Here is a 24,923-nt window from a genome sequence, read left to right on the forward strand (position 1 = left end):
GGTGACAGCAGCCGCCCACAGCCCCCGACACGGAGCCGAGCGCATGAACACCGCAGTGGTCCTGTACACCTCCGACCTGCGCCTGCACGATCATCCGCCGCTGCGCGCCGCCCTCTCCTCCTGCGACCGGATCGTCCCGCTCTTCGTGCGCGACCGGGCCATCGAGGACTCCGGCTTCGCCGCGCCCAACCGGCTGGCCTTCCTCGCCGACTGCCTCGCCGACCTCGACGCGGGCCTGCGCGAACGCGGCGGCCGCCTCGTACTGCGCTCCGGGGACGTCGTCGCCGCGGTCTGCGCGCTCGTCCAGGAGGCCGACGCCGACGAGGTGCACCTGGCCGCGGGCGTCAGCGGCTACGCCCAGACCCGCGAGGAACGGCTGCGCGAGGCACTGGAGGCGCAGGGCCGCCGGCTGTACACCCACGACACGGTGGTCACGGCGGTCGCCCCCGGAGCGGTCCTGCCCACCGGCTCGGGCGCCGACCACTTCTCCGTCTTCACCCCCTACCTGCGCCGCTGGACGGAACTGCCCCGGCGGGCCGTGGCCGCCGCCCCGCGCCGCGTACGCGTCCCCGAGGACATCGGCTCCGAGGAACTGCCCCGCCGCGCAGCCGTCACCGGAACCTCCCCGGGCCTCGCGCGCGGCGGCGAACACGAGGCCCGGCGGCTGCTGGCCAACTGGCTGCGCTCCGGCATCACCCGCTACGAGGACACCCACGACGACCTCGCCGCCGACGCCACCTCCCGGCTCTCCCCGCACCTGCACTTCGGCACCCTCTCGCCCACCGAGGCCGTCCAGCGCGCCGGCGGTGCCGGCGGCGCCGGGGCCGAGGCCTTCGTCCGGCAGCTGTGCTGGCGCGACTTCCACCACCAGGTCCTCGCCGCCCGCCCCGGCGCAGCCACCGAGGACTACCGGCCCCGCCACGACCGCTGGCGCACCGGTCCGGCCGCCGAGGAGGAGCTCCAGGCCTGGAAGGACGGCCGCACCGGCTACCCGGTGGTCGACGCCGCCATGCGCCAGCTGCGCCACGAGGGCTGGATGCCGGGCCGCGCCCGGCTCCTGGCGGCCAGCTTCCTCGCCAAGAGCCTCTACGTGGACTGGCGCACCGGTGCCGGGCACTTCCTCGCCCTCCTCGTGGACGGGGACCTGGCCAACAACCAGCTCAACTGGCAGTGGGTGGCCGGCACCGGCACCGACACCCGGCCCAACCGGGTCCTCAACCCCGTCCGCCAGGGCGTGCGCCACGACCCCGAGGGCCGCTACGTCCACCGCTGGGTGCCCGAGCTGGCCGGCCTGCCCGCGCCCCGGGTCCACGAACCCTGGCGGCTGCCCGGGCCCGAGCGGGCCCGGTACGACTACCCGCCGCCGCTGGTGGAACTCGCCGATGCCCTCGGCCGCTTCCGCCAGGCGCGGCCCGGCGCCGCACCGGGCGGCGTACCGTAGGCCGGTGGACCCCGAACCCGCCCTGAGCACCGGCGCCGTCGCCCGCCGCCTCGGGGTCTCCCCGACCACGCTGCGCTCCTGGGAGCGCCGCTACGCCATCGGCCCGGCCCACCGCGAGGACGGCCGGCACCGCCGCTGGACGCCCCGGGACATCGCCCGTCTGGAGGAGATGTGCCGGCTCACCACGCGGGGCGTGCCCCCGTCCGAGGCGGCGCGGGTCGCGCTCGGCGCAGCACCCGCCGCCCGCGCCGGCGCGAGGGCGGCGGCCGCGGTGCCGGGCGGGCCCGGTGCCCTCCCCCTCGGGGAGGCGCGGCCGGAGGGACGGGGGCTCGCACGGGCCGCCGTACGGCTGGACGCGCCGGCGGTGGCGGAACTGCTGGAAGCCGCCCTGGCGGAACACGGCCTGGTCGCGGCGTGGGAGGAGGTCATCGCGCCGACCCTGCACGCGGTCGGCCGCAAGTGGGCCTCGGCGGGGGAGCGTTACATCGAGGTGGAGCACCTGCTGTCCTGGCAGGTCTCCGGCGCCCTGCACCGGATCCGCCCCGCGCCGGACCAGGCGCGGGTGCCCCCGGTGCTCCTCGCCTGCGTGCCGGGGGAGCTGCACAGCCTGCCCATCGAGGCCCTGGCGGCGGCCCTCGGCGAACGGGGCGTGCCGGTACGGATGTTCGGCGCCGCCCTGCCCGCCGGGGCGCTGTGCGACGCGGTACGGCGTACGGGTCCCCGTGCCGCGGTGCTCTGGGCGCACTCCCGCACCACCGCGGACCGGGCCCTGGCCCGCTCGGTCGCCGGCATCGAGTGGGGGCTGCGCGGCGCGCGCGGCCACTCGGCGCTCCTGCTCGCCGGACCCGGCTGGGGCCCGGAGGCCCAGGGGCCGCGCACCGGGCGGCTGTCCGGGCTGCGCTCCGGCCTCGGCGTCATCGCGGAACTGGTGGCCGGGCAGGCTCCAGCGACCGCCGCAGGGCGCGCAGGGCCCGCCGCGTATGGCTCTTGACGGTGCCCAGCGGGAGTCCGGTGCGCTCCGCGATCTGGCTCTGGCTCAGATCGGCGTAGAAGGCCAGGCACAGCACCCGCCGCTGGGCCACGGGCAGCCGGGCCAGCTCCCCGATGACCAGCACCCGGTCCAGGGCCCGCTCCGGCGGTGGCACCCGCGTCCCTTCGCGCGGCTCCCCGGCGCCCCGCGCGGCGGCCCGTGCCACCCGGGCCAGCCGCCCCCGGGCCTCCAGCGCGTCGGCCACCTTGTGCCGGGTGATGCCGGTCAGCCAGGCCCCGATCCCGCCGGGCCCCGGACGGTACCCGGCCCGGCCGCGCCAGGCCGCGAGGAACACCTGCTGGGTCACGTCCTCGGCCTCGCGCGGATCGCCCAGGGCCCGCCGGGCCAGGGCCTGCACCATGGGCCGCCAGCGCCGGTAGACGGCCTCCGCGCAGGCCTCGTCGCCGGCGGCGAATCCGGACTCCACGGCTGGGTCGGTCGCGGGGGCGTCGTCCTGCGGGCGGGAGCCCCGCGGGGGAACGGTGTTCATGCGACGAGCCTCCCGGGAGGGTGCGGGTCGTATCCACTTGCACCGTTCTCGCATCGATTCCGGCCGGGCTCGGCCCGCTCCGCTCCGGCTCAGCAGGTGCCGGGGCGCAGCGCCGGCTGCCGCAGGTAGGCCAGGGCGACCCCGCACACCACCACGGACGCGGGCAGCAGCAGCCAGTTCACCGTCCACCCGGCCCGCACCAGCAGGGCCCCGGTCAGCCCGCCCGTGAACATCGCGGCGATCGCCCACGCGCGCCGCCCCCACGCCCCCGTGCCGTATCCGAAGGCGCTGTCGTGCCCCAGCGCCGAGCCGCCGAGGAAGGCCGTCATCGACCGGGTGACCAGGGTGGTCGGGACCCCCGGCAGGTTGACCCGCATGCTGGTGACGTTGCGGAAGCCCATCGCCACCGCGAGGACGGCGGCCGTCATCAGGTGCCGCGCGGCCGGGTTCCCGTACCGGGGCGGCACGCCCCATCCGACGCAGACGGCGGCCAGGACCAGGGCCGCCTCCACCGCCAGGCCGATCACGAACCAGTGCCGCCCCCGGGCCTGCGCGGCCCCCTCCAGCCGGGCCGCGCACACCGCGCCGACCGCGAACGACAGCAGCGACACCCCCGACGCCAGCGCGGGCAGGCCCCCCTGGTGGGCCGTGCCGAAGGCCAGGAACAGCACGTTGCCGGTCTGCATGGCGGTGAACACCGGCCCCAGGGCCAGCAGGCTGACGGCCTCGATCAGCCCGGTCACCCAGGTCAGCACCAGCAGCAGGACGGTCAGCCGCCTGCACTCACGCACGTCCATGACGCCCGACAGTGACACGCCCTCCCCGTTCCGGGGGCACGACATGCCGGGCACCGGCGCACCGCCGTAGGGTCCGGACATGAGCGAACTGCTGCTGGTGAGGCACGGGGAGACGGCGTGGAGCGCGGACGGCCGCCACACGGGGCTGACCGACGTGCCGCTGACCGCGCGGGGCGCCGACGAGGCCCTCTCGCTGGCCCCCTGGTTCCGCGACCGGGAGCCCGCCCTGGTACTGACCAGCCCGCTGAGCCGGGCCGTCGCCACGGCCGAACTCGCCGGGCTCACCGGCGGGATCCCCGAACCCGACCTCCACGAATGGGACTACGGCGGCTACGAGGGAGTCACCACCGCCGAGATCCGGCGCACCCGGCCCGACTGGTCGCTGTGGACCGACGGCGTCCCGCCGGGCGACGCCCGGCACCCCGGAGAGCAGGCCGCCCAGGTCGGCGCCCGCGCGGACCGGGTACTAGCCCGCGTCGCGGGGGCCCTGAGCGCCGGCCGGGGCGACGTCGTGCTCGTCGCCCACGGCCACTTCCTGCGCGTCCTGACCGCCCGCTACCTCGGCCTGCCCCCGCAGGACGGCCGGCTCTTCCTGCTGCGCACCGGCACGGTCAGCACCCTGTCCACGGAGCACGGGCTCCCGGTCATCGCGGGCTGGAACACCCGTCCCTGACCACCCCTCAGGCAGGCTCCGGCCCCGCCGGCGGCGGCTCGGGCAGGGCCAGGCACAGGGCGTCGAGCGCCGCCGCGAACGCGTGCTCGGGCGGGGTGCCGTAGCCCAGCACCAGCCCGTCCCGCGGGGCCGTGGCACTGTCCGGGTGCAGGTACGGCCCCAGCCCGTCCAGCGCCAGCCCCGCCCGCCGCGCCGCGCGCAGGGCGGCCGCCTCGGTGCCCGGCGGCAGCTCCAGCACCGCGTGCAGCCCGGCCGCGACCCCGCTGACCCGGACGTGCGGGGCCTCGGCCGCGAGCCGCGCCGCCAGCAGGTCCCGGCGGCGCCGGTAGACCTGCCGCATCCGGCGCAGGTGGCGGTCGTAGCCGCCCGAGGAGACGAACTCGGCCAGGGTGAGCTGGTCCGTCACCCCCGACCACATCTCGCGCGGACCCTTCGCCTCCAGGACCTCGTCCACCAGCCGGCCCGGCAGCACCATCCAGCCCATGCGCAGCGCGGGCGACAGGCTCTTGCTGACGGAGCCGATGTACACGATCCGCTCCGGGTCCAGGCCCTGCACGGCGCCGACCGGCTGGCGGTCGTAACGGAACTCCCCGTCGTAGTCGTCCTCGATGACCACCCCGCCGCGGGCCCGCGCCCAGTCCACCACCGCCGCCCGCCGCTCGGGGTGCAGCGGCCCGCCCGTCGGGAACTGGTGCGCGGGCGTGAGCAGCACGGCCCGCGCCCCCGTCCCCGCGAGCTCCCCGACCCGCGCGCCCCGGCCGTCCACGGTCAGCGGCACCGTCGCCCTCCCGGCCCGCTCCAGGACCTCCCGGTGGAAGGGCAGCCCGTACGACTCCACGGCGACCGGGCCCGTCAGGACCCCGCCCAGCAGTTCCAGCGCGTGCGCGAAGCCGGAGCAGAGCACGATCCGGTCGGGCGCCGTCCGTACGCCCCGCGCCCGCGCGAGGTACTCCGTCAGGGCGCGCCGCAGCTCGATCCGGCCGCGCGGGTCGCCCACCCCGAAGGCGTCGTGCGGGGCGGCGGCCAGGGCCCGCCGGGCCGCGCCCAGCCAGGCCGTACGGGGGAAGGCGGAGGCGTCCGGGGAGCTGGGCAGCAGATCGTGGACGGTACGCCGCCGCGTGGGCCGGGCCGGACCGCGCGGCCGCTCGGGCTCCAGCGGGACGGCCCGCTCCGCGACCCGGGTGCCCGACCCCTGGCGCGCCGACAGCCAGCCCTCCTCGACCAGCTCGGCGTACGCGTCGGCGACGGTGTTGCGGGCGATCCCCAGGTCGGCGGCGAGCGTCCGGTAGGGCGGCAGCCGGGTCCCCGGCGCCAGCCGCCCCGAGTGCACCGCCTCCCGCAGGGCGCGCATCAGCCGGGAGCGCAGGCTGCCCCCGCCGCTCAGGTCCAGGTGCAGATCGCTGCCGTTGCCGGAGGGAGGTTCCTCCGCTGAATTGACCCAGGATCTCCGCATGGAAATGAACCCTACGTCCGGTCGATCACGCCCATAGCTTCTTCACATGACAACTTTTCAGGTTCCCGAACGCATGGACTTCTCCGCCGTCGCCCCCCGCGTCTTCAAGGCCGTACTCGCCCTCGACGCCGCCGCCCGCAAGGGCCTGGACCCCGTCCTCCTCGAACTGGTCCAGATCCGCGCCTCGCAGATCAACCGCTGCGCGTACTGCATCGACTACCACGCCGGCGACGCCCGCAAGGGCGGCGAGTCGCAGGAGCGGATCCACCAGCTCTCCGCCTGGCACGACTCCAGCCTGTTCACCGAGAAGGAGCGCGCGGCCCTCGCCCTGACCGAGGAGATCACCCTGCTGCCCGGCGGCGTCTCGGACGCCGTCTACGACGAGGCCGCACGGCACTTCGGTGAAGAGGAACTGGCCCACCTGATCGCGCTCGTCTTCACCGTCAACACCTGGAACCGGATGAACGTCACCACCCGCAAGACCCCCGGCACCGAGTAACGCGGCCCGCCCCGCCCGCCTCGCGCGCCGCCGTAACGTGCGTGACGATGCGTACATGAACGACGGCGACCGCGCCGAGGCGGGCAGCACCATCGGGGACGCCGGCCCCGAGGAGGGCCTCAAGGCCAACGCGATCGGCTTCCTCGACGCGCTCGTCATCGGCCTCAACTCCACCTCGCCCGCCTACTCCCTGGCCGCCGTCATCGGCCCGATCGTGGCCCTGGCCGGCATCTACGCGCCGGGCGTGATGCTGGCCTCCTTCGTGCCGATGCTCCTCATCGCCGCCGCCTTCTACTACCTCAACAAGGTCGACCAGGACTGCGGCACCACCTTCTCCTGGGTGACCCGGGCCATGGGCCCCTGGGCGGGCTGGCTCGGCGGCTGGGCCATCACCATGACCGGGGTGCTCGTCATCGGCTCCCTCGCCGACGTGGCCGTCCACTTCGGCCTGCTCGCCGCCGGGCTCGACGGCTGGGCCGCCAACCAGGTGGTCCGCCAGACGCTCACCGTCGTCGTCATCCTCGCCATGACCGCCGTCTGCGTCATCGGCACCGAACTCTCCGCCCACCTCCAGGACGTCCTGATCCTCGCCCAGGTCTTCTTCCTGCTGGTCTTCGCCGTCGTCGCGATCTACCGCGTCTACGCCGGCACCAGCACCCTCGACGGCATGGAGCCCTCACTCACCTGGCTCAACCCCTTCGGGGCGGGCGGCGCCGCCCTCACGGGCGGACTGCTGCTCGGCGTGTTCATCTACTGGGGCTGGGAGTCCGCCGTGAACCTCACCGAGGAGGTCGAGGACTCCGCCACCGCCCCCGGCAAGGCCGGCATCTGGTCCACCCTGGTGCTGCTGGTCACCTACCTGTCCGTCGGCTTCGCCATCGTCGCCTACGCCGGGACGGAGTTCCTCGCCGAGAACGCCGCCGAGGAGGAGGCGGTCTTCGCCGTCCTCGCGCACGAGGTGATGGGCGGCTGGGACTGGATGGTGCTCCTCGCCGTCTGCACCTCCGCCCTCGCCTCCACCCAGACGACGATCATCCCCGCCTCCCGGACCGCCCTGTCCATGGCCCGCCGGCACGCCCTGCCCCCGCACCTCGCCCACATCCACCCCCGCTTCCACACCCCGGAGGTCAGCACCTGGTGGGTGGCCGGCATCGCCATCGCCTGGTACCTCGTCGTCAACCAGATCAGCGAGAACGCCCTCCTGGACTCCCTCACCGCCCTCTCCCTGCTGATCGCCTTCTACTACGCGCTCACCGGCGTGGCCTGCGCCGTCTACTACCGCCGCCACCTGCTGGAGAACGCGCACAACTTCTTCCTCATCGGCGTGGGCCCGCTGATCGGCGCCGGACTCCTGACCTGGCTGCTGGTGGAGTCCGTCATCGACATGTCCGACCCGCGCAACTCCGCCGGCGGGGCCTCCTGGTTCGGCCTCGGCCCGCCGCTGGTCATCGGGATCGGCATCGCCGCCCTCGGCGTGCTCCTCATGTGCTTCTGGCGGGTCCGCGACGGCAGGTTCTGGCAGGAGCGCCGGGGCGTGGTCGACCCGGCCCTCGTACGCGGCGGGAAGAGCTGAGGAGGCCGGATGTCCGTGGTCCTTGGTTACGACGAGTCCCCCGGCGCCGAGCGGGCCCTGCGGGTGGCGCTGGAGGTGGCCACAGCCTTCGGGGAACCCCTGGTCCTCGTCTACGGAGCCGCCGCGCCCGGAGCCACGGGGGAGGAGTACCGCGCCCACCGCGAGGCCGTCCTCCAGGCCGGCCGCGCCGCGCTCGCCCGGGCCGTCGAGGCCGCCGACGAGGCGGGCGTCCCCTCGACGGTGGAGGTGGTGGACGACAAGCCGGCCCAGGCCCTGCTCGCCGCCGCCGAACGCCACCACGCGCGGGTCATCATCGTCGGCAGCTGGGGTGACAGCCCGATCCGGGGGGCCCTGCTCGGCTCCACCCCGCACAAGCTGCTGCACCTCTCGCCCGTCCCGGTGCTGTGCGTGCCGACCGAGGACGGCCCCTGATCCGACCGGGGCTCAGTCGCCGAACACGCCCGCCAGGCAACCGGCCAGCCCTTCGGCCGTCGGCGGGCAGGGCCGGGCCCCCGGGCAGCCGTCGGGCCGCACCACGAAGGCCGTCGGCTCCCGCACCCCGTACAGCCGGGCGAACTCGCCCCGCCCGTCGCGGTACACGGGCCACGCAGCCCCGGCGGGCGCGGTCCCGCCCTCGGAGAGGACCGCGTACGCCGTGAGCCGCCCCGCCGGCAACCCGTCCGCCAGTGCGGCGAGTGCGGGGACGTACGAGCCGGGTGCGCCGTCCGTGTGGAGCAGCAGCACGTGCTCGCGGTCCCGTGGCAGGTCGAACAGCCGCAGCGGGAACCGCGCGACCTCCCCCGTCAGCCCCCCGCAGTCCGGGGCCCGCTCGCCGGGCCGCGGGCCCCCGTGCCCTCCGTCGTCCGCCCCGTGGTCCGCCCGCCGGACGACCTGGCTGTCGGGGTGGCCGACGAGCAGCTGCGCCTCCCGCAGCACGAAGGAGGCGGGGTCGGCGGGATCGGCCGAGAACCCCTGGGTGGCGTGCCGGACCGTCCGCCGGACGACCTCCTCGCCGGCCGGCCGGCGCTCCGCGTCGTGGCTCTCCAGGAGCCGGGGGTGCCCCTCCCCGGCGACCGCGGGGGAGAGCTTCCAGGCCAGGTTCCAGGCGTCCTGGATGCCGGTGTTCATGCCCTGGGCGCCGGTGGGCGGGTGGATGTGGGCCGCGCCCAGGAACCGGGTGCGCAGCTCCACCGCCGCGGTCAGACCCACCGGGCCCGCGCCTGCGACGAGCACGTCCGCCGCATCGCCTCGCACCCCTCCATCGTGTGCTCGCCGCCCCCGCTCCGCGCGACGGGGAGCCCGGCGCCCGGCACGCTCCGGGACCGCCCGGTCCGTTGGCCTCCCAGTGGCCGGAAATCGCGCCCCGGAGCTGTGCCAACGGTCCAGCGTGACGGACGTCGCTTGAGCCATTGCCCCTGCGGATGCTTATCTGTGTCATATCCATGTACTTTCGGCGCCGCGCAGCGCCGGACGGCAACGAGGCCGGTCCGGAGCGCGGTGCCTTCGCCGTGCCCGTCCGCCGCCCACCACCCCCGGGCGGACGCCGGGCCGGCGCGCTTCACTCCGAGGGGGGCGGCACACCGCCATGAAGAGGATGTTCGTGGCTCCGGATCCGGGGCGCACCAGACTGCGGAACTCGCTCAGGGCGGTGATCGGCACCGGGCTCGCCGTCGCCGTCGCCGAACTGGCGGGGCTCTCGCTCACCGCCTCCATCACCGGCGGGCTCGCGGCGCTGCTCGCGCTGTTCACCGTCCTCGACGCGAACGTCCGCGCCCAGCGGGTGACCACCGCCCTGCTGCCCGCTGCCGGCTTCCCCGTCCTGGTGCTGGCCACCGGACTGCACGGGATGCCGCCCGCCCGCGACGCGGCCTTCCTCGCCGTCGTCTTCGCCGGGGTCTACGCACGCCGCTGGGGGCCGCGCGGCCACGCCCTCGGCATCTTCGGCTTCATGATGTTCTTCGTCACCCAGTTCCTGCACGCCCGGCCCGCCCAGCTGCCCGAGCTGTTCGCCGCCGTCGCCCTGGCGCTCCTGTCGGCCGGGGCGGTGCGCTTCGTGCTGTGGCCCATCGAGCGCCGCACGCCCCCCGCCGCCGCGCCGCCGCCGCTGCCCGGCACCGGCCTGGCCCGGCCCACCACCCGCCAGGCCTTCCAGGCCACCGCCGCCTGCGCCTTCGCCCTCGCCATCGGCCAGGTGCTGTCCGAGGACCGCTGGTACTGGGCCGTCGGCACCGCCTGGTGGATCTTCGTCAACACCGCCTCGCGCGGCGAGACCCTGGTCCGCGGCTTCCGCCGGGTCCTGGGCACCGTCGTGGGCATCGCCGCCGGCCTGCTGATAGCCGTACCGCTGCACGGCGCGCCCGCGCCCACCGCCGCCCTCGTGGCCGTCTGCGTCTTCGGCATCTTCTACACGGCGGCGCCCTCCTACTCCTGGATGATGTTCTTCGTCACCGTCATGGCCGGGCTGCTCTACGGGCTCCTCGGCGTGCTGCACCCCGGACTGCTGCTCCTGCGCTTCGAGGAGACCGCCGTCGGCGCCCTCGGCGCCGCCCTCGCCGTGGTGCTGATCCTCCCCGTGACCACCCACGGCGCCAACGACGCGTGGATCCAGCGCGCCCTGCACTGCGTACGGGCCGCCACCGCGGCCTCCCTCGACCGCCTCGCCGGAGACCCCGCGGCCGACCCCGCCCCGCACGCCGCCGAGCTGGAACTCCTGCTGGTCCGCGCGCGCGTCGCCCTCGCGCCGCTCGTCCACCCGCTGAGCCCGCTGCGCGCCCGCAAGGCCCGGGCCCGGCAGGTCATGGCGCTGCTCGACGACTGCGCCCGCGAGGTGCGCGGGCTCGTGGCCGTCGCCGCCGACCCGCAGGCCTCCCACGACGCCCGGCTCGCCGCCGCCTGCTGGCGGGTGGAGGCTGCCGTCGAGGCGCTCACCACCCCCGAGGGAGCCCCGGAGCCCGCCGCGCCGCGCACCGCCGCCCGGGAGTCCGGAGCCGAACCGGCCCTGGCCCACCTGCACGGCCTGGAGGAGGCCCTCGTCGCCCTGGCCACCCCGCTGCGCACGGACCCCCGCGCCCCGCTGGTCATCACCGCCTGAACCGCCCGAGCCGCCTGGACCGCCCGAGCCGCCTGGACCGCCCGTACCGCCCGCCCCGCGCGGGCGGTACGGTCGGGGCCATGACGACCCCGCAGGCCCCGGCCCTCGAATACCGCACAGCCCGCCCCGGGGACCGCGAGGCGATCGAGTCCCTGGACGGCTCCTTCCTCACCCCCACCGTGTTCGAGGTGACCGCCACCGACGGCGGCTTCGCGCTCCGCGAGGTCCCGGTGGACCCTCCGCTGCGCAAGGTCTTCCCGCCCGCCCAGGACGGGGAGGACGGGGAGGACGGGGACGGCGCGCAGGGGGAGGACTCCCGGACCTTCGTCGCCCTGGACGCCGGGGCCCTGTGCGGCTTCGCCGCCGTCACCTACGCCCCCTGGAACCGGCGCCTGACCGTCGACGACATCGAGGTCGCCCCCGGCCACCGGGGCCGCGGCGTCGGCCGGGCCCTCATGGAGCTCGCGGCCGGCTTCGCGCGCGAACGCGGCGCCGCGCACCTCTGGCTGGAGGTCAGCTCGGTCAACGCCCCCGCCGTGCACGCCTACCGGCGCATGGGGTTCACGCTCTGCGGCCTGGACACCGCCCTCTACGACGGCACGCCGGCGGCGGGCGAGCACGCCCTGTTCATGAGCCGCCCCTGCGGCTGACCCGGCCCGCTCGCGGCCCCGCTCCCCAACTATCCGGAATGCCGCGGATGATAGGCCCACGAGGCACCTCACCGCAGGGCAATGCACCGAGATCACTCGGAGGGGTGTTCCGGGCGCTCCAGCCCCGTCGGGCTGACCTGCGCCGTGTACAACGGGTGATTGTTCATTGCACATTCATCCGGCATGTACAGGGTGGATCTGGTCGGACAGGGGGTAACCGCCCGGAATGGAAATTCTGCAGAAGCACTCGAGCGCCGCTCAGGTGTGGGAGGAAGCCGAGGAGTTCATCCGGCTCTTCCACCGGGAGAATCCGCAGGCCGGTGATCCGCGTGCCCGGCTCGCCGCCGTACGGGCCGAGCTCGCGGAGACCGGCACCTACCGGCACACCCCGCAGGAGCTGGTCCACGGCGCCCGCGTGGCCTGGCGCAACAGCAACCGCTGCATAGGCCGGCTCTACTGGAACTCCCTGCGGGTCCGCGACCGGCGCGGGCTGACCGGGGCCGAGGACATCGCCGCCGAGTGCTTCGAGCACCTGCGCGAGGCGACCAACGGCGGCCGGGTCCGGCCCACCATCACCGTCTTCGCCCCCGACGCCCCGGACCGCCCGGGCCCGCTGATCTGGAGCGAGCAGCTGGTGCGCTACGCCGGCTACGGGGACCACCACTCCATAACGGTCGGCGACGCCCGCAACGCACCGCTCACCGAGGCCCTGCTCGGACTCGGCTGGTCCGGCGGCGCCGGCACCCCCTTCGACCTCCTCCCGCTGGTCGTGCAGGGCGTGGACGACAAGCCCCGCTGGTTCGACACCCCGGCGGACGCCGTGCTGGAGGTCCCGATCCGGCACCCCGACGAGCGCGACGACTGGAGCGACTGGGGGCTGCGCTGGCACGCCGTTCCCGCCATCTCCAACATGTGCCTGGAGATCGGCGGCATCCACTATCCGGCCGCCCCGTTCAACGGCTGGTACATGGGCACCGAGATCGGCGCGCGCAACCTCGCCGACACCGACCGCTACAACCTCCTCCCGGCCGTCGCCCGCAGACTCGGCCTGGACACCTCCAGCGAGCGCTCGCTGTGGAAGGACCGGGCGCTGGTCGAGCTCAACCGCGCGGTGCTGGACTCCTTCGACCGGGCCGGGGTCACCATCGCCGACCACCACACCGAGTCCCGGCGGTTCCTCTCGCACCTGGAGCGCGAGGAGCGCAAGGGCCGCGAGGTGGGCGCGGACTGGTCCTGGATCGTCCCGCCGATCTCCGGGTCCGCCACGCCCGTCTTCCACCGGACCTACGAGGACCGGCCGAGCTCCACCGCGTACGTCCACCACCCCGGCGCCCAGGAACGGGCCAGGGGACGGGACTTGGTCTAGACCTTCTGTTACCGTCGGCTCCGGAGGCGGATCCGGGACGGCGGAAAGAGGCACCAGTGGGCGGCGCGCACAGCACGGACCAGGGCGGCGGACACCGGGCCTACATCGGCTCGTTCACCTCGGGGGGCGGCCGCGGTGTCACCACCGCGGCCGTGGATCCGGCCACCGGAGCGCTGACCCCGCTCTCGTCCGCGGACTCCCTGGCCGACCCCTCGTACCTCACCGTCGACCGGGATTCCGGCGTGCTCTACGCGGTGAGCGAGACCGGCCGGGGAGCCGTGGGCGCCTTCCGCGCCACCGCCGGAGGGCTCGCCCCGCTGGGCGCCCCCGTTCCCGTCGACGGCTCGGGGCCCACCCACCTCAGCCTGGCCGGCCGTCGGCTGCTCACCGCCAACTACGGCTCCGGCAGCGTCAGCAGCCTGCCGCTCGCCCCCGACGGCGGCATCGCCGGCCCGGCCGCCGTCCTCACCCACAGCGGCTCCGGGCCCGATGCCGAGCGGCAGGCCGGCCCGCACGCCCACCAGGTGCTCCCCGACCCCACCGGCCGCTGGGTGCTCACCGTGGACCTCGGCGGCGACGCCGTACGCGTCCTCGCGCTCGACCCGGCCACCGGCGCGCCCCGGGAGCACGCGAAGGCCGTCCTGCGCGCCGGGACCGGGCCGCGCCATCTCGCCTTCCACCCGGCGGGCGAGGTGGTCTACGTACTGCACGAGCTGGAGCCGCAGCTGACCGTCTGCCGCTGGGACGCGGCCGCCGGCCGCCTCGAAGTCGCGGGCGAGGTCCCGGTCGCCTCCGGGGCCGCTCCGGACGGCGCACGGGCCTACCCCTCGGCGGTCACGGTCTCGGCCGACGGCCGCTTCCTCTGGGCCGCCGTCCGCGGGACCGACACCCTGGTGACCTTCTCCCTCGCCGGCGGCCCCGAGCGGCCGCGGCCCACCGGGACGACCGGATGCGGCGGCCACTGGCCGCGCGACCTGGCCGCCGACCCCTCGGGCCGCCGCCTCTACGCGGCCAACGAGCGCTCCGGGGACGTCACCTGGTTCGAGGTGGACCCGCTGACCGGGCACCCGCACCGGGCCGGCTCGGTGGCCGTCCCCGCGGCCTCCTGCGTGGTCTTCGCATAGGTCTCCCGGCACGGCGAAGGGCCCGTCCGGAACGGATTCCGGACGGGCCCCCTCACACGTGCGGGCGGTCCTACTGCGCGGCGGCGCCCAGCTGGATGCCCAGGGCGGCGCTGTACTGCGCCACGGCCAGCTTGCCGAGCGCCGGATACGACCCGAGCACCTCGGCGGCCGAGCAGTCGGCCTCCTTGCAGGCGGTGTCCAGCAGGCCCTCGGCCGCTTCCGGGCCGATCAGGTACGGGGCCAGCGCCAGCTGGACCGAACCGGAACCGCGCAGTTCGGCGGCGACCGCCGCCACCGAGCCCTCCTGGTCGAGGGCGGCGGCGATCACGGGCACCGCGAGCCGGGCGGCCAGCAGCATGCCGGTGATCCCGGCCGCCTGGACGGCCTCCTCGCCGCCGGTGGTGGCCAGGATGATGCCGTCGGCGGCGGTGGCCACGGTGAACAGGCGGGCCCGGTCGGCGCGGGCCAGGCCGGCCTCCGAGAGCCGGACGTGCAGGCCCTCGGCGAGCAGCGGGTGCGGGCCGAGTACGTCGGCCAGCTCGGCGGCGGCCGAGGAGTCCATCAGCGCCTGGCGCATCCGGCGCAGCAGGTCCCCGTCGGGGCCGGCCAGCAGGGGCACGACCACGGCGTCGGGGCCGGTCGGCGCGGGCACGTCCAGACCGGCGGCGCGGGCGAACTCCGCGCGCGCGGTCCGCTCCTGCGCGACGGCGTTCAGGACTCCGGACAGCGAGGGGAACTCGCTCTCCTCGCCGTCCTCGCCTTCGAGGTAGCCGATCCGGGCGTCCAGGCCCGGCAGCTCGGAGCGGCCGATGCTGATGACCTCTTCGGCCAGCCCCCGCGAGGCGGCCGAGGGGGCACCGGGCACGGCGAGCACCAGCGCGGGCGCGCCCTCGGGCGCCACCGCGGGCTCGGGCCGGCGGTGCCGTCCGGTCTGGCGGGGTCGCGGCATTCGTACGGGCAGGCCGTTTGCGGGCCCAGTGGGGGAGCTCATGGCGCCGCATGCTACTGGTTTATCGGAACCACGTGTTCGGGCAGGGCCCGCTCGGGCGGCATCTGTCCGGATTTATCCATTGAATGTCGTAGTTCAATGTCATATAAGGTTCAACTGACTGTCGGCAGGCGCCAGTCGACGGGCTCCGCTCCCTGCCCGGCCAGCAGCTCGTTGGTCCGGCTGAACGGCCTCGACCCGAAGAAGCCCCGGTCGGCGGACATGGGGGAGGGGTGGACCGACTCCACGGCCGGCAGGCTCCCCAGCAGGGGGCGCAGACGGCGGGCGTCGCTGCCCCACAGGATGGAGACCAGCGGCTTCCCGCGCGCGGCGAGGGCCCGGATCGCCTGCTCGGTGACCGCCTCCCAGCCCTTCCCCCGGTGCGCGTTCGGCTTGCGCGGGGCGGTGGTGAGCGAGCGGTTCAGCAGCAGGACGCCCTGCCGGGTCCAGGGGGTCAGGTCGCCGTTGAGCGGCCGGCCCGTCCCGATGTCCGCGTGCATCTCGCGGAAGATGTTGTCCAGGCTGGGCGGCCACGGACTCACCTCGGGGGCGACCGAGAAGGACAGGCCCATCGCGTGCCCGGGGGTCGGGTAGGGGTCCTGCCCGACGATCAGTACCTTCACCTCGTCGAAGGGCTGCTGGAACGCGCGCAGCACGTTCGCCCCGGCCGGGACGTACGTTCTGCCTGCCGCGATCTCGGTGCGCAGGAAGTCGCCCATGGCGGCGATCTGCCCCGCCACCGGCTCCAGAGCACGGGCCCAGCCCGGCTCGACGATCTCGTTCAACGGTCGTGCTGCCATGGGTGATCACTCTACTGGCCCACACCGACAGCCGGTCCCGCTCCGGGCCTCAGGGCAGTACGGCCGCCCGTACGCAGAGCACGTCCGGCAGGTGCTCGGCGAGCAGCTGCCAGCTGTCGCCGTCGTCGTGGCTGGCGTACAGCTCGCCGTTGCGGTTGCCGAAGTAGACGCCCGCCGGGTCGGCGTCGTCGGTGCACAGGGCGTCGCGCAGGACGGTGCCGTAGTGGTCGCCGGCCGGCAGCCCCTTGGAGAGGGGCTCCCAGGTGGCGCCCGCGTCCCGGGTGCGGAAGACCCGGCAGCGGTGCTCCGCGGGGACCCGGTCGGAGTCGGCGTTCAGCGGGAAGACGTACGCGGTGTCCGGGCGGTGGGGGTGGGCGGCCACGGCGAAGCCGAAGTCGGAGGGCAGCCCGGCGCCGATGTCGGTCCAGGCGGCGCCCGCGTCGTCGCTGCGGTAGACCCCCCAGTGGTTCTGGAGGTAGAGCCGGCCGGGGTCCCCGGCGTCCTGGGCGATCTTGTGGACGCACTGGCCGAACTCCGGGTCCGGGTCCGGCAGGAAGGCCGCCGAGACCCCGTGGTTGGACGGCTCCCAGCTCGCCCCGCCGTCCCGGGTGCGGAACACCCCGGCGGTGGAGACCGCCACGGTCACGGCGTCCGCGTCGGCCGGGTCGGTGATCACCGTGTGCAGGCCCTCGCCGCCGCCGCCCGGCACCCACTCCGAGCGGGTCGGGTGCTCCCACAGCGGCCGGACCAGCTCGAAGGACTCGCCCCGGTCGGCCGAGCGGAAGAGCGCTGCGGGCTCCGTCCCGGCGTAGACCACGTCCGGGGCCTCCGGGCCGGCCGGGTGCAGCTGCCAGACCCGCTCCAGCGAGGCGCCGGTGTCCTGCGGGAACTTCACGGCGGGCGAGGCGGGCTCGCGCCAGGTCGCGCCCAGGTCGTCCGAACTGAAGACGGACGGCCCCCAGTGCGAGCTGTCCCCGCCGACCAGCAGCCGGGGCCGCGGCCCCCGGGTGTCCAGGGCCACCGCCGAGACGGCCTGGGCGTTGAAGTGCGGTCCGTCGAACTCCCAGGGGCGCCCGCCCCGGCGGCGGCCGATGAAGAGGCCCTTGCGGGTCCCCGCGAGCAGTACCACGTCGGTCATGGCCGACACCTCCGGACGTCGTTGTCCTTCACGGCAGCTTTCCAGCCAGTCTGCACCCGACCGCCGGCAGCGGTGGGGCAGGCCGGGCCGCCGAAGGTCCGTTCGACCCTTCGAGGTCGTTGTACGAGAAGACTCGTACTACGGGAGTTTTCGTAGTACGGTGCTTCTCGTACTTAGCGCCGACCCCGGTGCGCGTCCGGTCACGTCTGGAGAGCCCCATGAGTGCTGCACCCGCTGCCTTCGCCGCCCTGTTCCAGCCCTACACCCTGCGTTCGGTCACCATCCCGAACCGCGTCTGGATGGCCCCGATGTGCCAGTACAGCGCCGAGGCCTTCGGCCCGAACGCGGGAGTGGCCCTGGACTGGCACTTCGCGCATTACGCGGCCCGTGCCACCGGCGGCACCGGCCTGATCATCCAGGAGGCCACCGCCGTCGCGCCGGAGGGCCGCATCAGCCCCTATGACCTCGGCATCTGGAACGACACCCAGGTCGAGGCCCTCCGCCGGATCACCGCCTTCGTCAAGTCCCAGGGCTCCGTCCCCGGCATCCAGATCGGCCACGCGGGGCGCAAGGCCTCCACCGAGCGCACCTGGAAGGGCGGCCGCCCCGTCGGCCCCGAGGGCCACGGCTGGCAGCCCGTCGCCCCGAGCGCCGTGCCGTTCGACGAGGGGTACCAGGTGCCCCACGAGCTCACGGCCGAGCGGATCCACGAGATCACCGGCCAGTTCGCGGCCGCCGCCGAACGTGCGCTGGCGGCCGGCTACGAGGTCCTGGAGATCCACGGCGCCCACGGCTACCTCATCGGGGAGTTCCTCTCCCCGCACAGCAACAGGCGCGCCGACTCCTACGGCGGCTCCTTCGAGAACCGCACCCGCTTCGCCCTCGAAGTCGTCGACGCCGTACGGGCGGTGTGGCCCGAGGAGCTGCCCCTGTTCTTCCGGATCTCCGCCACCGACTGGCTGGAGGAGGCCGGCTGGACCGCCGACGAGACCGTCCGGCTGGCCCGGCTGCTCCAGGAGCACGGCGTGGACCTGCTCGACGTCTCCACCGGCGGCCTCGCCCCGCACGTGCAGATCCCGGTCGGCCCCGGCTACCAGGTGCCCTTCGCCGCCCGGGTGAAGGCCGAGACCACCCTCCCGGTCGCCACCGTCGGCCTGATCACCGAGCCGGAGCAGGCCGAGAAGGTCCTGGCCAACGGCGAGGCGGACGCGGTCCTCCTCGGCCGCGAGCTGCTGCGCGACCCGTACTGGGCCCGCCGCGCGGCCGCCGAGCTGGGCGCGGAGATCCGCACGCCGGACCAGTACCACCGCAGCTGGTGACCCCGGTGCGGCGCCGGCCGCTCCGGCGCCGCACCCGCGTCCTTCCTACGACGCTTCTCGTACGATGGGATCCGCAGCCGAGCCGAACGAGTGGAGCAGGACATGACGGAACGCGACACGGCCCGCGCCCTCGCCCACCCCGAGCCGCGCGAGATCCGGCTGGAGGGCGTCCTGCACGCGCTCTCCGACCCGATGCGGCTGTCCATCGTCCGCGAACTCGCCTCCACGGACGCCGAACTGGCCTGCTCCGACTTCGTCCTGCCGGTCACCAAGTCCACGACCACCCACCACTTCCGCGTCCTGCGCGAGAGCGGTGTCGTGCGCCAGACCTACCGCGGCACGGCCAAGATGAACGGCCTGCGCCGCGAGGACCTCCAGTCCTGCTTCCCCGGCCTCCTGGACAGCATCCTGACAGCCGCCACGGCCGAGGAGGGCCGGCTCGGGGACAGCCCTTAGGTCTGCGAGAGGCCCGCCGCCGCGCGGAGGCCCGCCCAGTCGGGGATCTTCACCGAGCGGCGGCCCAGGGAACGGCCCAGGGCCTCTTCGGCCGCCTCGATGGACAGCCAGCCCGGCCATTCCACCGGATGCAGGCCCGCCGCACGCAGGGCGTCCAGCGGGTCCGCGGGCAGGTCCCGCCGGGCCAGCGCACCCGCGTCCTGGAGCAGTGAGGACACCGTCTCCTTGGCGCACGGCCGGTTGGTGCCGATCACCCCGGTCGGGCCGCGCTTGATCCATCCCGCCACGTACTCGCCCACCGAGGCCCGGCCCCCGCGCACCACCCGGCCCGCCGCGTGCGGCACGGTCCCGGTGGCCGCGTCGAAGGGCAGGCCCGGCAGCGGCACGCCCAGGTAGCCCACCGAGCGCAGCACCAGCTCGGCCTCGACGTCCTCGTAGGCACCCGTCCCGGTCACCCCGCCCCGGCCGTCCGGGGCGGTCCGCTCGAAGCGGAGCCCGCGGACCCGGCCGCCGGGCCCGCCCAGCACCTCCACCGGCCGCAGGTAGAAGCGCAGCCGGATGTCCCGGCCAGAGCCGTCGCCGCCGTCCGGTCCGGCCTCGGACCAGCCGCGCAGCACGTCCAGGTTGCGCCGGACCGCTGCCGGCAGCGCCTCCGCGCCCTGGCCCTCGTACGCCGGGTCGAGGGCCAGCTCGGCGGGCTCCACCCGGGTGCCGACCCCGGGCAGCGTGCCCAGTTCGCGGAGTTCCTTCGTGGTGAACTTGGCCTGGGAGGGGCCGCGCCGGGCCACCATCGACACCGTCCGCACCCCGCTGTCGGCCAGCACGCCCAGCGCGGGCTGGGGCATGTCGGTCGGCTCCAGCTCGGGCACGCCCCGGGCCAGGATCCGCGTCACGTCCACCGCGACGTTGCCGGCGCCGACCACCACCGCCGAGCGGACCCCGCGCAGGTCGAAGGAGCCGGCGTCCGGGTGGCCGCTGTACCAGGACACGAAGGCCGTCGCGGAGTGCACCCCGGCCAGTTCCTCGCCGGGGATGCCGAGCATCCGGTCGCGGGCGGCGCCCACGCAGTACACCACCGCGTGGTACAGCTCCAGCAGCCGCGCGGTCGACAGCCCCTCGCCGCCGACCTCCACGTTGCCGAGGAAGCGGATGTGCTCGTCCTCCAGTACCGACCGGAGATTTCCGGTCAGCGATTTGATCTTCTCGTGGTCGGGGGCCACCCCGTACCGCACGAGGCCGTACGGGGCCGGCAGCCGGTCCAGTACGTCGACCCGTACACCCGGCACCTCCCGCTGCTGGACCAGCGTCTGGGCGGCGTAGACCCCGCTGGGGCCCGAACCGACGACGGCGACACGAAGCACGGCGGTACTCCTCCCGCAGGTGCTCCCAGGATGCCACCGGCCCCCGGACCCGTCAGCCCATCGCGCGCATCCGCTCGATCTCGGCGCTCTGGGTGGCCACGACCTCGTTCGCCATCTCCTCCACGGCGACGTTGTTGCCCTGGGCGAGGGCCTCCCCGGCCATCTTCAGCGCCCCCTGGTGGTGGGCGGTCATCAGCCGGAGGAAGAGCCGGTCGAAGTCGGCCCCCTTGGCGGCGGTCAGCTCCGCCAGCTGCTGTTCGGTCGCCATGCCGGGCATCGCGGCGTGGTCGTGGCCGCCGGAGCCGCCGCCCGGCGCCGGGTACCGGGAGAGCCACTTCTCCATGGCCCCGATCTCCGGCCCCTGCGCGGCCGCGATCCGCTCCGCGAGCCGCTTCACCCCTTCCGCCGAGGCCCGGCCGGGGGCGAGGGCGCTCATCGTGAGGGCCTGCCGGTGGTGTTCTGTCATGTGCCGCACGTACGCGTGGTCGGCCGCGTTGGGGCTGTCGTCGGGGCGTTCCTTCGCGGCCTGCTCGGGGGTGAGGGTGCGGGCCGGGCCGCCCGGCTTGCCGGGGGCGACGACCACCGGCGAGCCGTCGCCCGCCGCGCGCGGGCCGGCGTCGTCGTCGCGGCAGCCGGTGAGTGCGAGGAGGAGGCCGGCGGCCAGCGCCGCCCCCAGGAATCGGCCGAGTAATGCATTTGCCATGTCCATGAAAAGCAAGATACTGCCGGGGTCCAGGTTCCGTTCCCAGGAGGAGCGAAACGTACGGGCCCCCACGGGAGGCACAGTGACCTCGCAGCACAGCGTCAGAGTGCGCCACCGGAGTCTGGGGGCGGCCCTGGCCGCCGCCGGACTCCTCACCACGCTCCTGGCCACCGCCGGACCGGCGGCCGCCACCCCCGACCCGGGCGACCTGACCCCGGGCCCCGGATCCCGGCAGAGCGCCGCCCCCGCTCAGGACCGCGAACTCGCCCCCGGGGAGATCCCCGGCAAGGACGAGATCGTGCACAGCGCCAACATCAAACCCCTGGCCAACATCCCCAGCGCCAACCCGGCCGGGATCAACTCCGACCTGGCGTTCCAGGGCGACTACGCGTACGCCGGCAGCTACGACGGCTTCACCATCTACGACATCGCCAACCCCAAGTCGCCCAAGGTCGTCACCCAGGTCCTGTGCCCGGGCGGCCAGAACGACATCTCGGTCTCCGGCGACCTGCTCTTCCTCTCCACCGACTCCTCCCGCAGCGACGACTCCTGCAACAGCGTCTCGCAGCCTGCGACGGAGAAGTCCTCGTGGGAGGGCATCAAGATCTTCGACATCAAGGACAAACGGAACCCCAAGTACGTCAAGTCCGTCGAGACCGCCTGCGGATCCCACACCCACACCCTGGTTCCCGGCGGCCGCGACATCTACCTCTACGTCTCCTCGTACTCGCCCAACGAGGCCTTCCCGGACTGCAAGCCGCCGCACGACGGCATCTCCGTGGTCAAGGTCCCGAAGAAGGCCCCGACCCAGGCCGCCGTCGTCGGCTTCCCGGTGCTCTTCCCGGACGGCGGCAACCCGGGCGCGCCGGCCAACCCCGGGGTCTCCAAGACCACCGGCTGCCACGACATCACCGTGCTGCCGTCCAAGAACCTGGCCGCGGGCGCCTGCATGGGCGACGGCATCCTCTTCGACATCGGCAAGCCCGAGCAGCCGAGGGTCATCGACCGTGTCCAGGACAACGTCAACTTCGCGTTCTGGCACTCGGCGACCTTCAACGAGCGGGCCAACAAGGTGGTGTTCACCGACGAGCTCGGCGGCGGTGGCGGCGCCACCTGCAACGAGGCCACCGGCCCCAACCGCGGCGCCGACGGGATCTACGACATCACCGGCCGGGGCGACCAGCGCAAACTGGTCTTCAAGGGCTACTTCAAGATCCCGCGCCACCAGGCCGACACCGAGAACTGCGTCGCGCACAACGGCTCGCTGATCCCGGTCGGCGGCGGCCGCGACATCATGGTCCAGGCCTGGTACCAGGGCGGCGTCTCGGTCTGGGACTTCACCGACTCCACCGCCCCCAAGGAGATCGGCTACTTCGAGCGCGGCCCGCTGACCACCGACCAGCTGGGCCTCGGCGGCTCGTGGTCGGCGTACTACTACAACGGGCACATCTACTCGAACGACATCGTCAAGGGCCTCGACGTGCTGAGGCTCGACGACTGGCGCACCGAGAGCGCCAAGTGGGTGCGGATGGACCGGCTCAACGTGCAGAGCCAGCCCGAGTACCACTGACGACGACCGCCCCGCGCTAGCGGGGAAACGTTCCGCCGGGCGGCCCCCCGTCCGGCGGGACACCCAGCTCCCAGTCCAGCCCGTACCGCTGGAACAGCTCCGCCCGCAGCCGGGCCGCGGGCATCGGCGCCCCCGGCAGCAGCACCGCGACCACCGCCCCCATCAGCAGCGCCCGCAGCAGCGGGTAGTCGGTGTCCACGTCCGCCGAGCCGTACGCGGTGACGGCGCCCCGCAGCAGCTCCGCCAGGCGCTGCTGCTCCGGACACCGGATGAACCCCTCCGCCTGGAGGATGCCCGCCATGTGCGTCCGCATCAGCCGGGGCTGGTCCCGGGCCAGCCCCAGGATCGCGTCGATCGCCCGGGCCAGCAGCTCCCGGCCGTCGTCGGTGCGGGGCTCGCGCTCCAGGGCCGCTTCCAGCGTCAGGTGCATCAGCCGGTGCACGGCGGACTGCAGCAGCTGGCGCTTGCCGGGGAAGTAGTACGAGACCAGGCCGCGCGCCGCGCCCGCCCGGTCGGCGATGTCGCCGAGCTTCGTGGCCTCGTACCCGCGCTCGGCAACCAGTTCGACCGTAGCCTGCAGCAGCCGCTCCCGGGAACGTCTGCGCAATTCTTCATTGACCGACGGGCTGCGCGGGACCATGCTTACTCCTGCGTTGACTGGCTCCGAGCCAATATACTCAGCGCACGGGACCGTCTGCTCGGGGCGACGCGGGGGATCGCCCCGGGCAGGCATGCCGGAACGCGGCGAGCGACACCGCGGCCACGCCCAGGAGCCAGCCCGCGAGCACGTCCGTGAACCAGTGGACGCCCAGGTAGAGCCGGGTGAAGCCGACCCCGAGCACCGAAACGGCCGCCACCGCCCAGGCCGCGGCCACCGCGCCCGCGGGTGCCTTCGCGGGCAGCAGCCACAGCAGCAGCCCGCACACCACCGTGGCCGTCATCGCGTGCCCGGACGGATAGGCCGCGTAGTACGCCGAGTCGACGGGATCCGGCCACACCGGCCGGGCCCGCCCCATCAGCACCTTCATCCCCTGCTGGATCCCCGCGGCCGCCAGCGTCGCCGCCCCGACCCGCACCGCCCGCGAGCGGTCCCCGCGCCGCCAGAGCCACAGGCAGGCCAGGACGGCCAGGGCGCGCATCGTCCACGGGTCCCACACCCAGTCGGAGAGGACCCGCACGACACGGGTGACCCCGGTGTGGGTGACGGCGTACGCGTGCAGGTCCCGCGCGAGCCGGTCGTCGTACGAGATCAAGGGCGGCCAGCCCGCCACCACCAGCACGCTCAGCACGGCCGCGAGCAGCGCGCAGCCCACCCCCGCCCTCGAAAGCCACGTGTTCCGCATGCCCCTGATCCTGTCAGGACGCGGGCCGCGCCCCTCAGGCCAGCGCGCTCAGACCCGGTACGAAGGCCACCAGCAGCGGCACCGCCGGAACCAGCGCGGCCAGCGCCGCCAGCCGCAGCCGGCGGGCCGGCGACAGGCGCGGCGCGGCCGACAGCAGCCGCCGCACCCGCTGCGGGACGTGCGCCTGCTCGGGCCCGCACGGGCCGAAGACGCCCCGGTCCTCGTTCAGTCCGACCAGGGCCAGGGCGACGGTCAGCCGCCCGTAGCGCCGCGAGGCCACGTCGTCGGCCGCCAGCTCCACCAGCCGGTGCATCTCCGCCTCGAACGCCGCGAACACCGGGACCTGCGGGAACCCCTGGGCCAGCGCCCGCGAGCAGTGCAGCAGCCAGTCGTGCCGGGCGGCCACGTGCCCCTGCTCGTGCGCGAGCACCGCGTCGAGCTGGCTGCCCTTGAGCCGGCCCAGCGCCGCCGTGGTCACCACCAGCCGCGGCGCCGCCCCGGGCTGCCACCAGGCCTCCGGACGCGGACCCTCCAGCACCACCAGCCGCGCCGCGGCCGGGTCCTCGCCGGGCAGCAGCGGTGCCCGGACCAGGAGTTCGGCCCCCCGGGCGCGCCGCCGGGCCCGGGCCCGCAGCACCTCCCGCGCCAGCATCGCCCCGGTCCACAGCCCCCCGCAGGCCAGCGCCAGTGCGGTGGCCGCGGCCCAGGACCCGCCCTCCGCCCCCAGCGCGTACGCGTCGACCACCCCGTGCGGGGCCACGGAGAACAGCCGGCCCCGTACCGCCTGCCAGGCGGCGGCCGCGCTCAGCAGCATCGACAGCGCCAGGCACAGCAGGGTCGCGGCCACCACGCACTGCCACACCCACAGCGCGACCACCGGTTCGCGCTCGGGCCACTCGGCCCGGGCCAGCAGGCGGGGCGCGAGCACCGCGGTCAGTGCGCCGAGCAGCAGGAGAGCGGCGGGGACCATCATGTCCGCCAGCCTATGAGCGCGGCCACGCCCACCGGTACGGGCTCGGGGCATTGGTGACGCAGGACACGTCCCGCCCGCGCCCCGG

25 protein-coding genes are annotated in these 24,923 nt (G+C 74.9%); 13 read left to right on the forward strand and 12 right to left on the reverse strand.

The annotated features are described in order from the left end of the window. The first annotated feature begins 43 nt into the window (after window positions 1–43). Window positions 44–1,441, forward strand: a complete 1,398-nt coding sequence (locus tag ACZ7IF_RS04300) for a cryptochrome/photolyase family protein (RefSeq protein ID WP_470962759.1) — start codon at window positions 44–46, stop codon at window positions 1,439–1,441. Window positions 1,442–1,445: 4 nt separating this feature from the next. After that, a complete protein-coding gene (locus tag ACZ7IF_RS04305) occupies window positions 1,446–2,432 on the forward strand; it encodes a MerR family transcriptional regulator (protein ID WP_470962762.1) in 987 nt (328 codons plus the stop codon). On the opposite strand, the gene ACZ7IF_RS04310 is transcribed toward ACZ7IF_RS04305, so the two are convergent. Beyond that, window positions 2,356–2,961 carry an RNA polymerase sigma factor gene (locus ACZ7IF_RS04310; protein ID WP_470962765.1) on the reverse strand — a complete coding sequence of 202 codons (606 nt, stop codon included), beginning with the start codon at window positions 2,959–2,961 and terminating at the stop codon, window positions 2,356–2,358. The genes ACZ7IF_RS04305 and ACZ7IF_RS04310 overlap by 77 nt on opposite strands. A gap of 89 nt (window positions 2,962–3,050) precedes the next feature. Further along, window positions 3,051–3,758 (reverse strand): YoaK family protein, encoded by a 708-nt coding sequence (locus ACZ7IF_RS04315; RefSeq protein ID WP_470962769.1) that lies wholly within the window; start codon window positions 3,756–3,758, stop codon window positions 3,051–3,053. Window positions 3,759–3,837: 79 nt separating this feature from the next. Between ACZ7IF_RS04315 and ACZ7IF_RS04320 the strand changes: the two genes are divergently transcribed. Then, window positions 3,838–4,431: a histidine phosphatase family protein gene (locus ACZ7IF_RS04320; protein ID WP_470962772.1), complete on the forward strand. Its 594-nt coding sequence runs from the start codon at window positions 3,838–3,840 to the stop codon at window positions 4,429–4,431. A 7-nt stretch (window positions 4,432–4,438) separates the two neighbouring features. On the opposite strand, the gene pdxR is transcribed toward ACZ7IF_RS04320, so the two are convergent. Further along, on the reverse strand, window positions 4,439–5,884 hold the full coding sequence (gene pdxR / locus ACZ7IF_RS04325; protein ID WP_470962775.1) for a MocR-like pyridoxine biosynthesis transcription factor PdxR: 1,446 nt from the start codon (window positions 5,882–5,884) through the stop codon (window positions 4,439–4,441). Window positions 5,885–5,930: 46 nt separating this feature from the next. Between pdxR and ACZ7IF_RS04330 the strand changes: the two genes are divergently transcribed. The 3 genes from ACZ7IF_RS04330 to ACZ7IF_RS04340 are packed head-to-tail and all read left to right on the forward strand — an operon-like array spanning window position 5,931 to window position 8,388. Then, a complete protein-coding gene (locus ACZ7IF_RS04330) occupies window positions 5,931–6,383 on the forward strand; it encodes a carboxymuconolactone decarboxylase family protein (protein WP_470962778.1) in 453 nt (150 codons plus the stop codon). A gap of 55 nt (window positions 6,384–6,438) precedes the next feature. Beyond that, window positions 6,439–7,956, forward strand: a complete 1,518-nt coding sequence (locus tag ACZ7IF_RS04335) for an APC family permease (RefSeq protein WP_470962781.1) — start codon at window positions 6,439–6,441, stop codon at window positions 7,954–7,956. Window positions 7,957–7,965: 9 nt separating this feature from the next. Next, the gene (locus tag ACZ7IF_RS04340; RefSeq protein ID WP_125814510.1) at window positions 7,966–8,388 is read left to right on the forward strand and encodes a universal stress protein; all 423 of its coding nucleotides are present in this window, start codon (window positions 7,966–7,968) and stop codon (window positions 8,386–8,388) included. Window positions 8,389–8,400: 12 nt separating this feature from the next. On the opposite strand, the gene ACZ7IF_RS04345 is transcribed toward ACZ7IF_RS04340, so the two are convergent. Continuing rightward, window positions 8,401–9,210, reverse strand: a complete 810-nt coding sequence (locus ACZ7IF_RS04345) for an FAD-dependent monooxygenase (RefSeq protein ID WP_470962783.1) — start codon at window positions 9,208–9,210, stop codon at window positions 8,401–8,403. A 331-nt stretch (window positions 9,211–9,541) separates the two neighbouring features. Here ACZ7IF_RS04345 and ACZ7IF_RS04350 point away from each other — a divergent pair, with 331 nt between their 5' ends. The 4 genes from ACZ7IF_RS04350 to ACZ7IF_RS04365 all read left to right on the forward strand — a co-directional run bounded on the left by ACZ7IF_RS04350 (window position 9,542) and on the right by ACZ7IF_RS04365 (window position 14,187). Next, window positions 9,542–11,047: an FUSC family protein gene (locus ACZ7IF_RS04350; RefSeq protein WP_470962786.1), complete on the forward strand. Its 1,506-nt coding sequence runs from the start codon at window positions 9,542–9,544 to the stop codon at window positions 11,045–11,047. 80 nt (window positions 11,048–11,127) lie between these two features. After that, window positions 11,128–11,697 (forward strand): GNAT family N-acetyltransferase, encoded by a 570-nt coding sequence (locus tag ACZ7IF_RS04355; RefSeq protein ID WP_470962789.1) that lies wholly within the window; start codon window positions 11,128–11,130, stop codon window positions 11,695–11,697. Between the two features lie 226 nt (window positions 11,698–11,923). Then, the gene (locus ACZ7IF_RS04360) at window positions 11,924–13,063 is read left to right on the forward strand and encodes a nitric oxide synthase oxygenase (RefSeq protein ID WP_470962791.1); all 1,140 of its coding nucleotides are present in this window, start codon (window positions 11,924–11,926) and stop codon (window positions 13,061–13,063) included. Window positions 13,064–13,119: 56 nt separating this feature from the next. After that, window positions 13,120–14,187 carry a lactonase family protein gene (locus ACZ7IF_RS04365; protein ID WP_470962794.1) on the forward strand — a complete coding sequence of 356 codons (1,068 nt, stop codon included), beginning with the start codon at window positions 13,120–13,122 and terminating at the stop codon, window positions 14,185–14,187. Window positions 14,188–14,257: 70 nt separating this feature from the next. On the opposite strand, the gene ACZ7IF_RS04370 is transcribed toward ACZ7IF_RS04365, so the two are convergent. From ACZ7IF_RS04370 to ACZ7IF_RS04380, 3 genes are all read right to left on the reverse strand, one after another. Further along, the gene (locus ACZ7IF_RS04370) at window positions 14,258–15,178 is read right to left on the reverse strand and encodes a sirohydrochlorin chelatase (protein ID WP_470962797.1); all 921 of its coding nucleotides are present in this window, start codon (window positions 15,176–15,178) and stop codon (window positions 14,258–14,260) included. Between the two features lie 110 nt (window positions 15,179–15,288). Then, complete coding sequence (locus ACZ7IF_RS04375; RefSeq protein WP_470962800.1) at window positions 15,289–15,975, reverse strand: uracil-DNA glycosylase; 687 nt, start codon at window positions 15,973–15,975, stop codon at window positions 15,289–15,291. 49 nt (window positions 15,976–16,024) lie between these two features. Next, window positions 16,025–17,113 (reverse strand): WD40/YVTN/BNR-like repeat-containing protein, encoded by a 1,089-nt coding sequence (locus ACZ7IF_RS04380; RefSeq protein WP_470962803.1) that lies wholly within the window; start codon window positions 17,111–17,113, stop codon window positions 16,025–16,027. 218 nt (window positions 17,114–17,331) lie between these two features. On the opposite strand from ACZ7IF_RS04380, the gene ACZ7IF_RS04385 reads away from it, so the two are divergent. Next, the gene (locus ACZ7IF_RS04385) at window positions 17,332–18,432 is read left to right on the forward strand and encodes an NADH:flavin oxidoreductase/NADH oxidase (protein WP_470962806.1); all 1,101 of its coding nucleotides are present in this window, start codon (window positions 17,332–17,334) and stop codon (window positions 18,430–18,432) included. Between the two features lie 102 nt (window positions 18,433–18,534). Then, window positions 18,535–18,888: an ArsR/SmtB family transcription factor gene (locus ACZ7IF_RS04390; RefSeq protein WP_470962809.1), complete on the forward strand. Its 354-nt coding sequence runs from the start codon at window positions 18,535–18,537 to the stop codon at window positions 18,886–18,888. Here ACZ7IF_RS04390 and ACZ7IF_RS04395 read toward each other — a convergent pair. Both ACZ7IF_RS04395 and ACZ7IF_RS04400 read right to left on the reverse strand, forming a co-directional pair. After that, a complete protein-coding gene (locus tag ACZ7IF_RS04395; RefSeq protein WP_470962812.1) occupies window positions 18,885–20,249 on the reverse strand; it encodes an FAD-dependent oxidoreductase in 1,365 nt (454 codons plus the stop codon). The genes ACZ7IF_RS04390 and ACZ7IF_RS04395 overlap by 4 nt on opposite strands. Before the next feature lie 52 nt (window positions 20,250–20,301). Beyond that, window positions 20,302–20,958 carry a DUF305 domain-containing protein gene (locus tag ACZ7IF_RS04400; RefSeq protein ID WP_470962815.1) on the reverse strand — a complete coding sequence of 219 codons (657 nt, stop codon included), beginning with the start codon at window positions 20,956–20,958 and terminating at the stop codon, window positions 20,302–20,304. A gap of 76 nt (window positions 20,959–21,034) precedes the next feature. On the opposite strand from ACZ7IF_RS04400, the gene ACZ7IF_RS04405 reads away from it, so the two are divergent. Then, window positions 21,035–22,522, forward strand: a complete 1,488-nt coding sequence (locus tag ACZ7IF_RS04405) for an LVIVD repeat-containing protein (protein ID WP_470962818.1) — start codon at window positions 21,035–21,037, stop codon at window positions 22,520–22,522. Window positions 22,523–22,538: 16 nt separating this feature from the next. Here ACZ7IF_RS04405 and ACZ7IF_RS04410 read toward each other — a convergent pair whose 3' ends face one another. The 3 genes from ACZ7IF_RS04410 to ACZ7IF_RS04420 are packed head-to-tail and all read right to left on the reverse strand — an operon-like array spanning window position 22,539 to window position 24,838. Then, the gene (locus tag ACZ7IF_RS04410; protein WP_470962821.1) at window positions 22,539–23,162 is read right to left on the reverse strand and encodes a TetR/AcrR family transcriptional regulator; all 624 of its coding nucleotides are present in this window, start codon (window positions 23,160–23,162) and stop codon (window positions 22,539–22,541) included. A gap of 37 nt (window positions 23,163–23,199) precedes the next feature. Continuing rightward, a complete protein-coding gene (locus ACZ7IF_RS04415; protein WP_470962824.1) occupies window positions 23,200–23,865 on the reverse strand; it encodes a phosphatase PAP2 family protein in 666 nt (221 codons plus the stop codon). Between the two features lie 34 nt (window positions 23,866–23,899). Then, window positions 23,900–24,838 carry a M56 family metallopeptidase gene (locus tag ACZ7IF_RS04420; RefSeq protein WP_470962826.1) on the reverse strand — a complete coding sequence of 313 codons (939 nt, stop codon included), beginning with the start codon at window positions 24,836–24,838 and terminating at the stop codon, window positions 23,900–23,902. Between the last annotated feature and the right edge of the window lie 85 nt (window positions 24,839–24,923).

This window comes from Streptomyces sp. NPDC037421 (assembly GCF_055602105.1).

Excerpts from the sequence above, each read along its gene's own strand:
- ACZ7IF_RS04410 (WP_470962821.1), bottom strand. The coding sequence starts at position 23,162 with ATGGTCCCGCGCAGCCCGTCGGTCAATGAAGAATTGCGCAGACGTTCC.
- ACZ7IF_RS04400 (WP_470962815.1), bottom strand. The coding sequence starts at position 20,958 with ATGGACATGGCAAATGCATTACTCGGCCGATTCCTGGGGGCGGCGCTG.
- ACZ7IF_RS04420 (WP_470962826.1), bottom strand. The coding sequence starts at position 24,838 with ATGATGGTCCCCGCCGCTCTCCTGCTGCTCGGCGCACTGACCGCGGTG.
- pdxR (WP_470962775.1), bottom strand. The coding sequence starts at position 5,884 with ATGCGGAGATCCTGGGTCAATTCAGCGGAGGAACCTCCCTCCGGCAAC.
- ACZ7IF_RS04335 (WP_470962781.1), top strand. The coding sequence starts at position 6,439 with ATGAACGACGGCGACCGCGCCGAGGCGGGCAGCACCATCGGGGACGCC.
- ACZ7IF_RS04390 (WP_470962809.1), top strand. The coding sequence starts at position 18,535 with ATGACGGAACGCGACACGGCCCGCGCCCTCGCCCACCCCGAGCCGCGC.
- ACZ7IF_RS04355 (WP_470962789.1), top strand. The coding sequence starts at position 11,128 with ATGACGACCCCGCAGGCCCCGGCCCTCGAATACCGCACAGCCCGCCCC.
- ACZ7IF_RS04360 (WP_470962791.1), top strand. The coding sequence starts at position 11,924 with ATGGAAATTCTGCAGAAGCACTCGAGCGCCGCTCAGGTGTGGGAGGAA.
- ACZ7IF_RS04350 (WP_470962786.1), top strand. The coding sequence starts at position 9,542 with ATGAAGAGGATGTTCGTGGCTCCGGATCCGGGGCGCACCAGACTGCGG.
- ACZ7IF_RS04380 (WP_470962803.1), bottom strand. The coding sequence starts at position 17,113 with ATGACCGACGTGGTACTGCTCGCGGGGACCCGCAAGGGCCTCTTCATC.
- ACZ7IF_RS04320 (WP_470962772.1), top strand. The coding sequence starts at position 3,838 with ATGAGCGAACTGCTGCTGGTGAGGCACGGGGAGACGGCGTGGAGCGCG.
- ACZ7IF_RS04415 (WP_470962824.1), bottom strand. The coding sequence starts at position 23,865 with ATGCGGAACACGTGGCTTTCGAGGGCGGGGGTGGGCTGCGCGCTGCTC.
- ACZ7IF_RS04340 (WP_125814510.1), top strand. The coding sequence starts at position 7,966 with ATGTCCGTGGTCCTTGGTTACGACGAGTCCCCCGGCGCCGAGCGGGCC.
- ACZ7IF_RS04370 (WP_470962797.1), bottom strand. The coding sequence starts at position 15,178 with ATGAGCTCCCCCACTGGGCCCGCAAACGGCCTGCCCGTACGAATGCCG.
- ACZ7IF_RS04330 (WP_470962778.1), top strand. The coding sequence starts at position 5,931 with ATGACAACTTTTCAGGTTCCCGAACGCATGGACTTCTCCGCCGTCGCC.
- ACZ7IF_RS04300 (WP_470962759.1), top strand. The coding sequence starts at position 44 with ATGAACACCGCAGTGGTCCTGTACACCTCCGACCTGCGCCTGCACGAT.
- ACZ7IF_RS04385 (WP_470962806.1), top strand. The coding sequence starts at position 17,332 with ATGAGTGCTGCACCCGCTGCCTTCGCCGCCCTGTTCCAGCCCTACACC.
- ACZ7IF_RS04310 (WP_470962765.1), bottom strand. The coding sequence starts at position 2,961 with ATGAACACCGTTCCCCCGCGGGGCTCCCGCCCGCAGGACGACGCCCCC.
- ACZ7IF_RS04315 (WP_470962769.1), bottom strand. The coding sequence starts at position 3,758 with ATGGACGTGCGTGAGTGCAGGCGGCTGACCGTCCTGCTGCTGGTGCTG.
- ACZ7IF_RS04375 (WP_470962800.1), bottom strand. The coding sequence starts at position 15,975 with ATGGCAGCACGACCGTTGAACGAGATCGTCGAGCCGGGCTGGGCCCGT.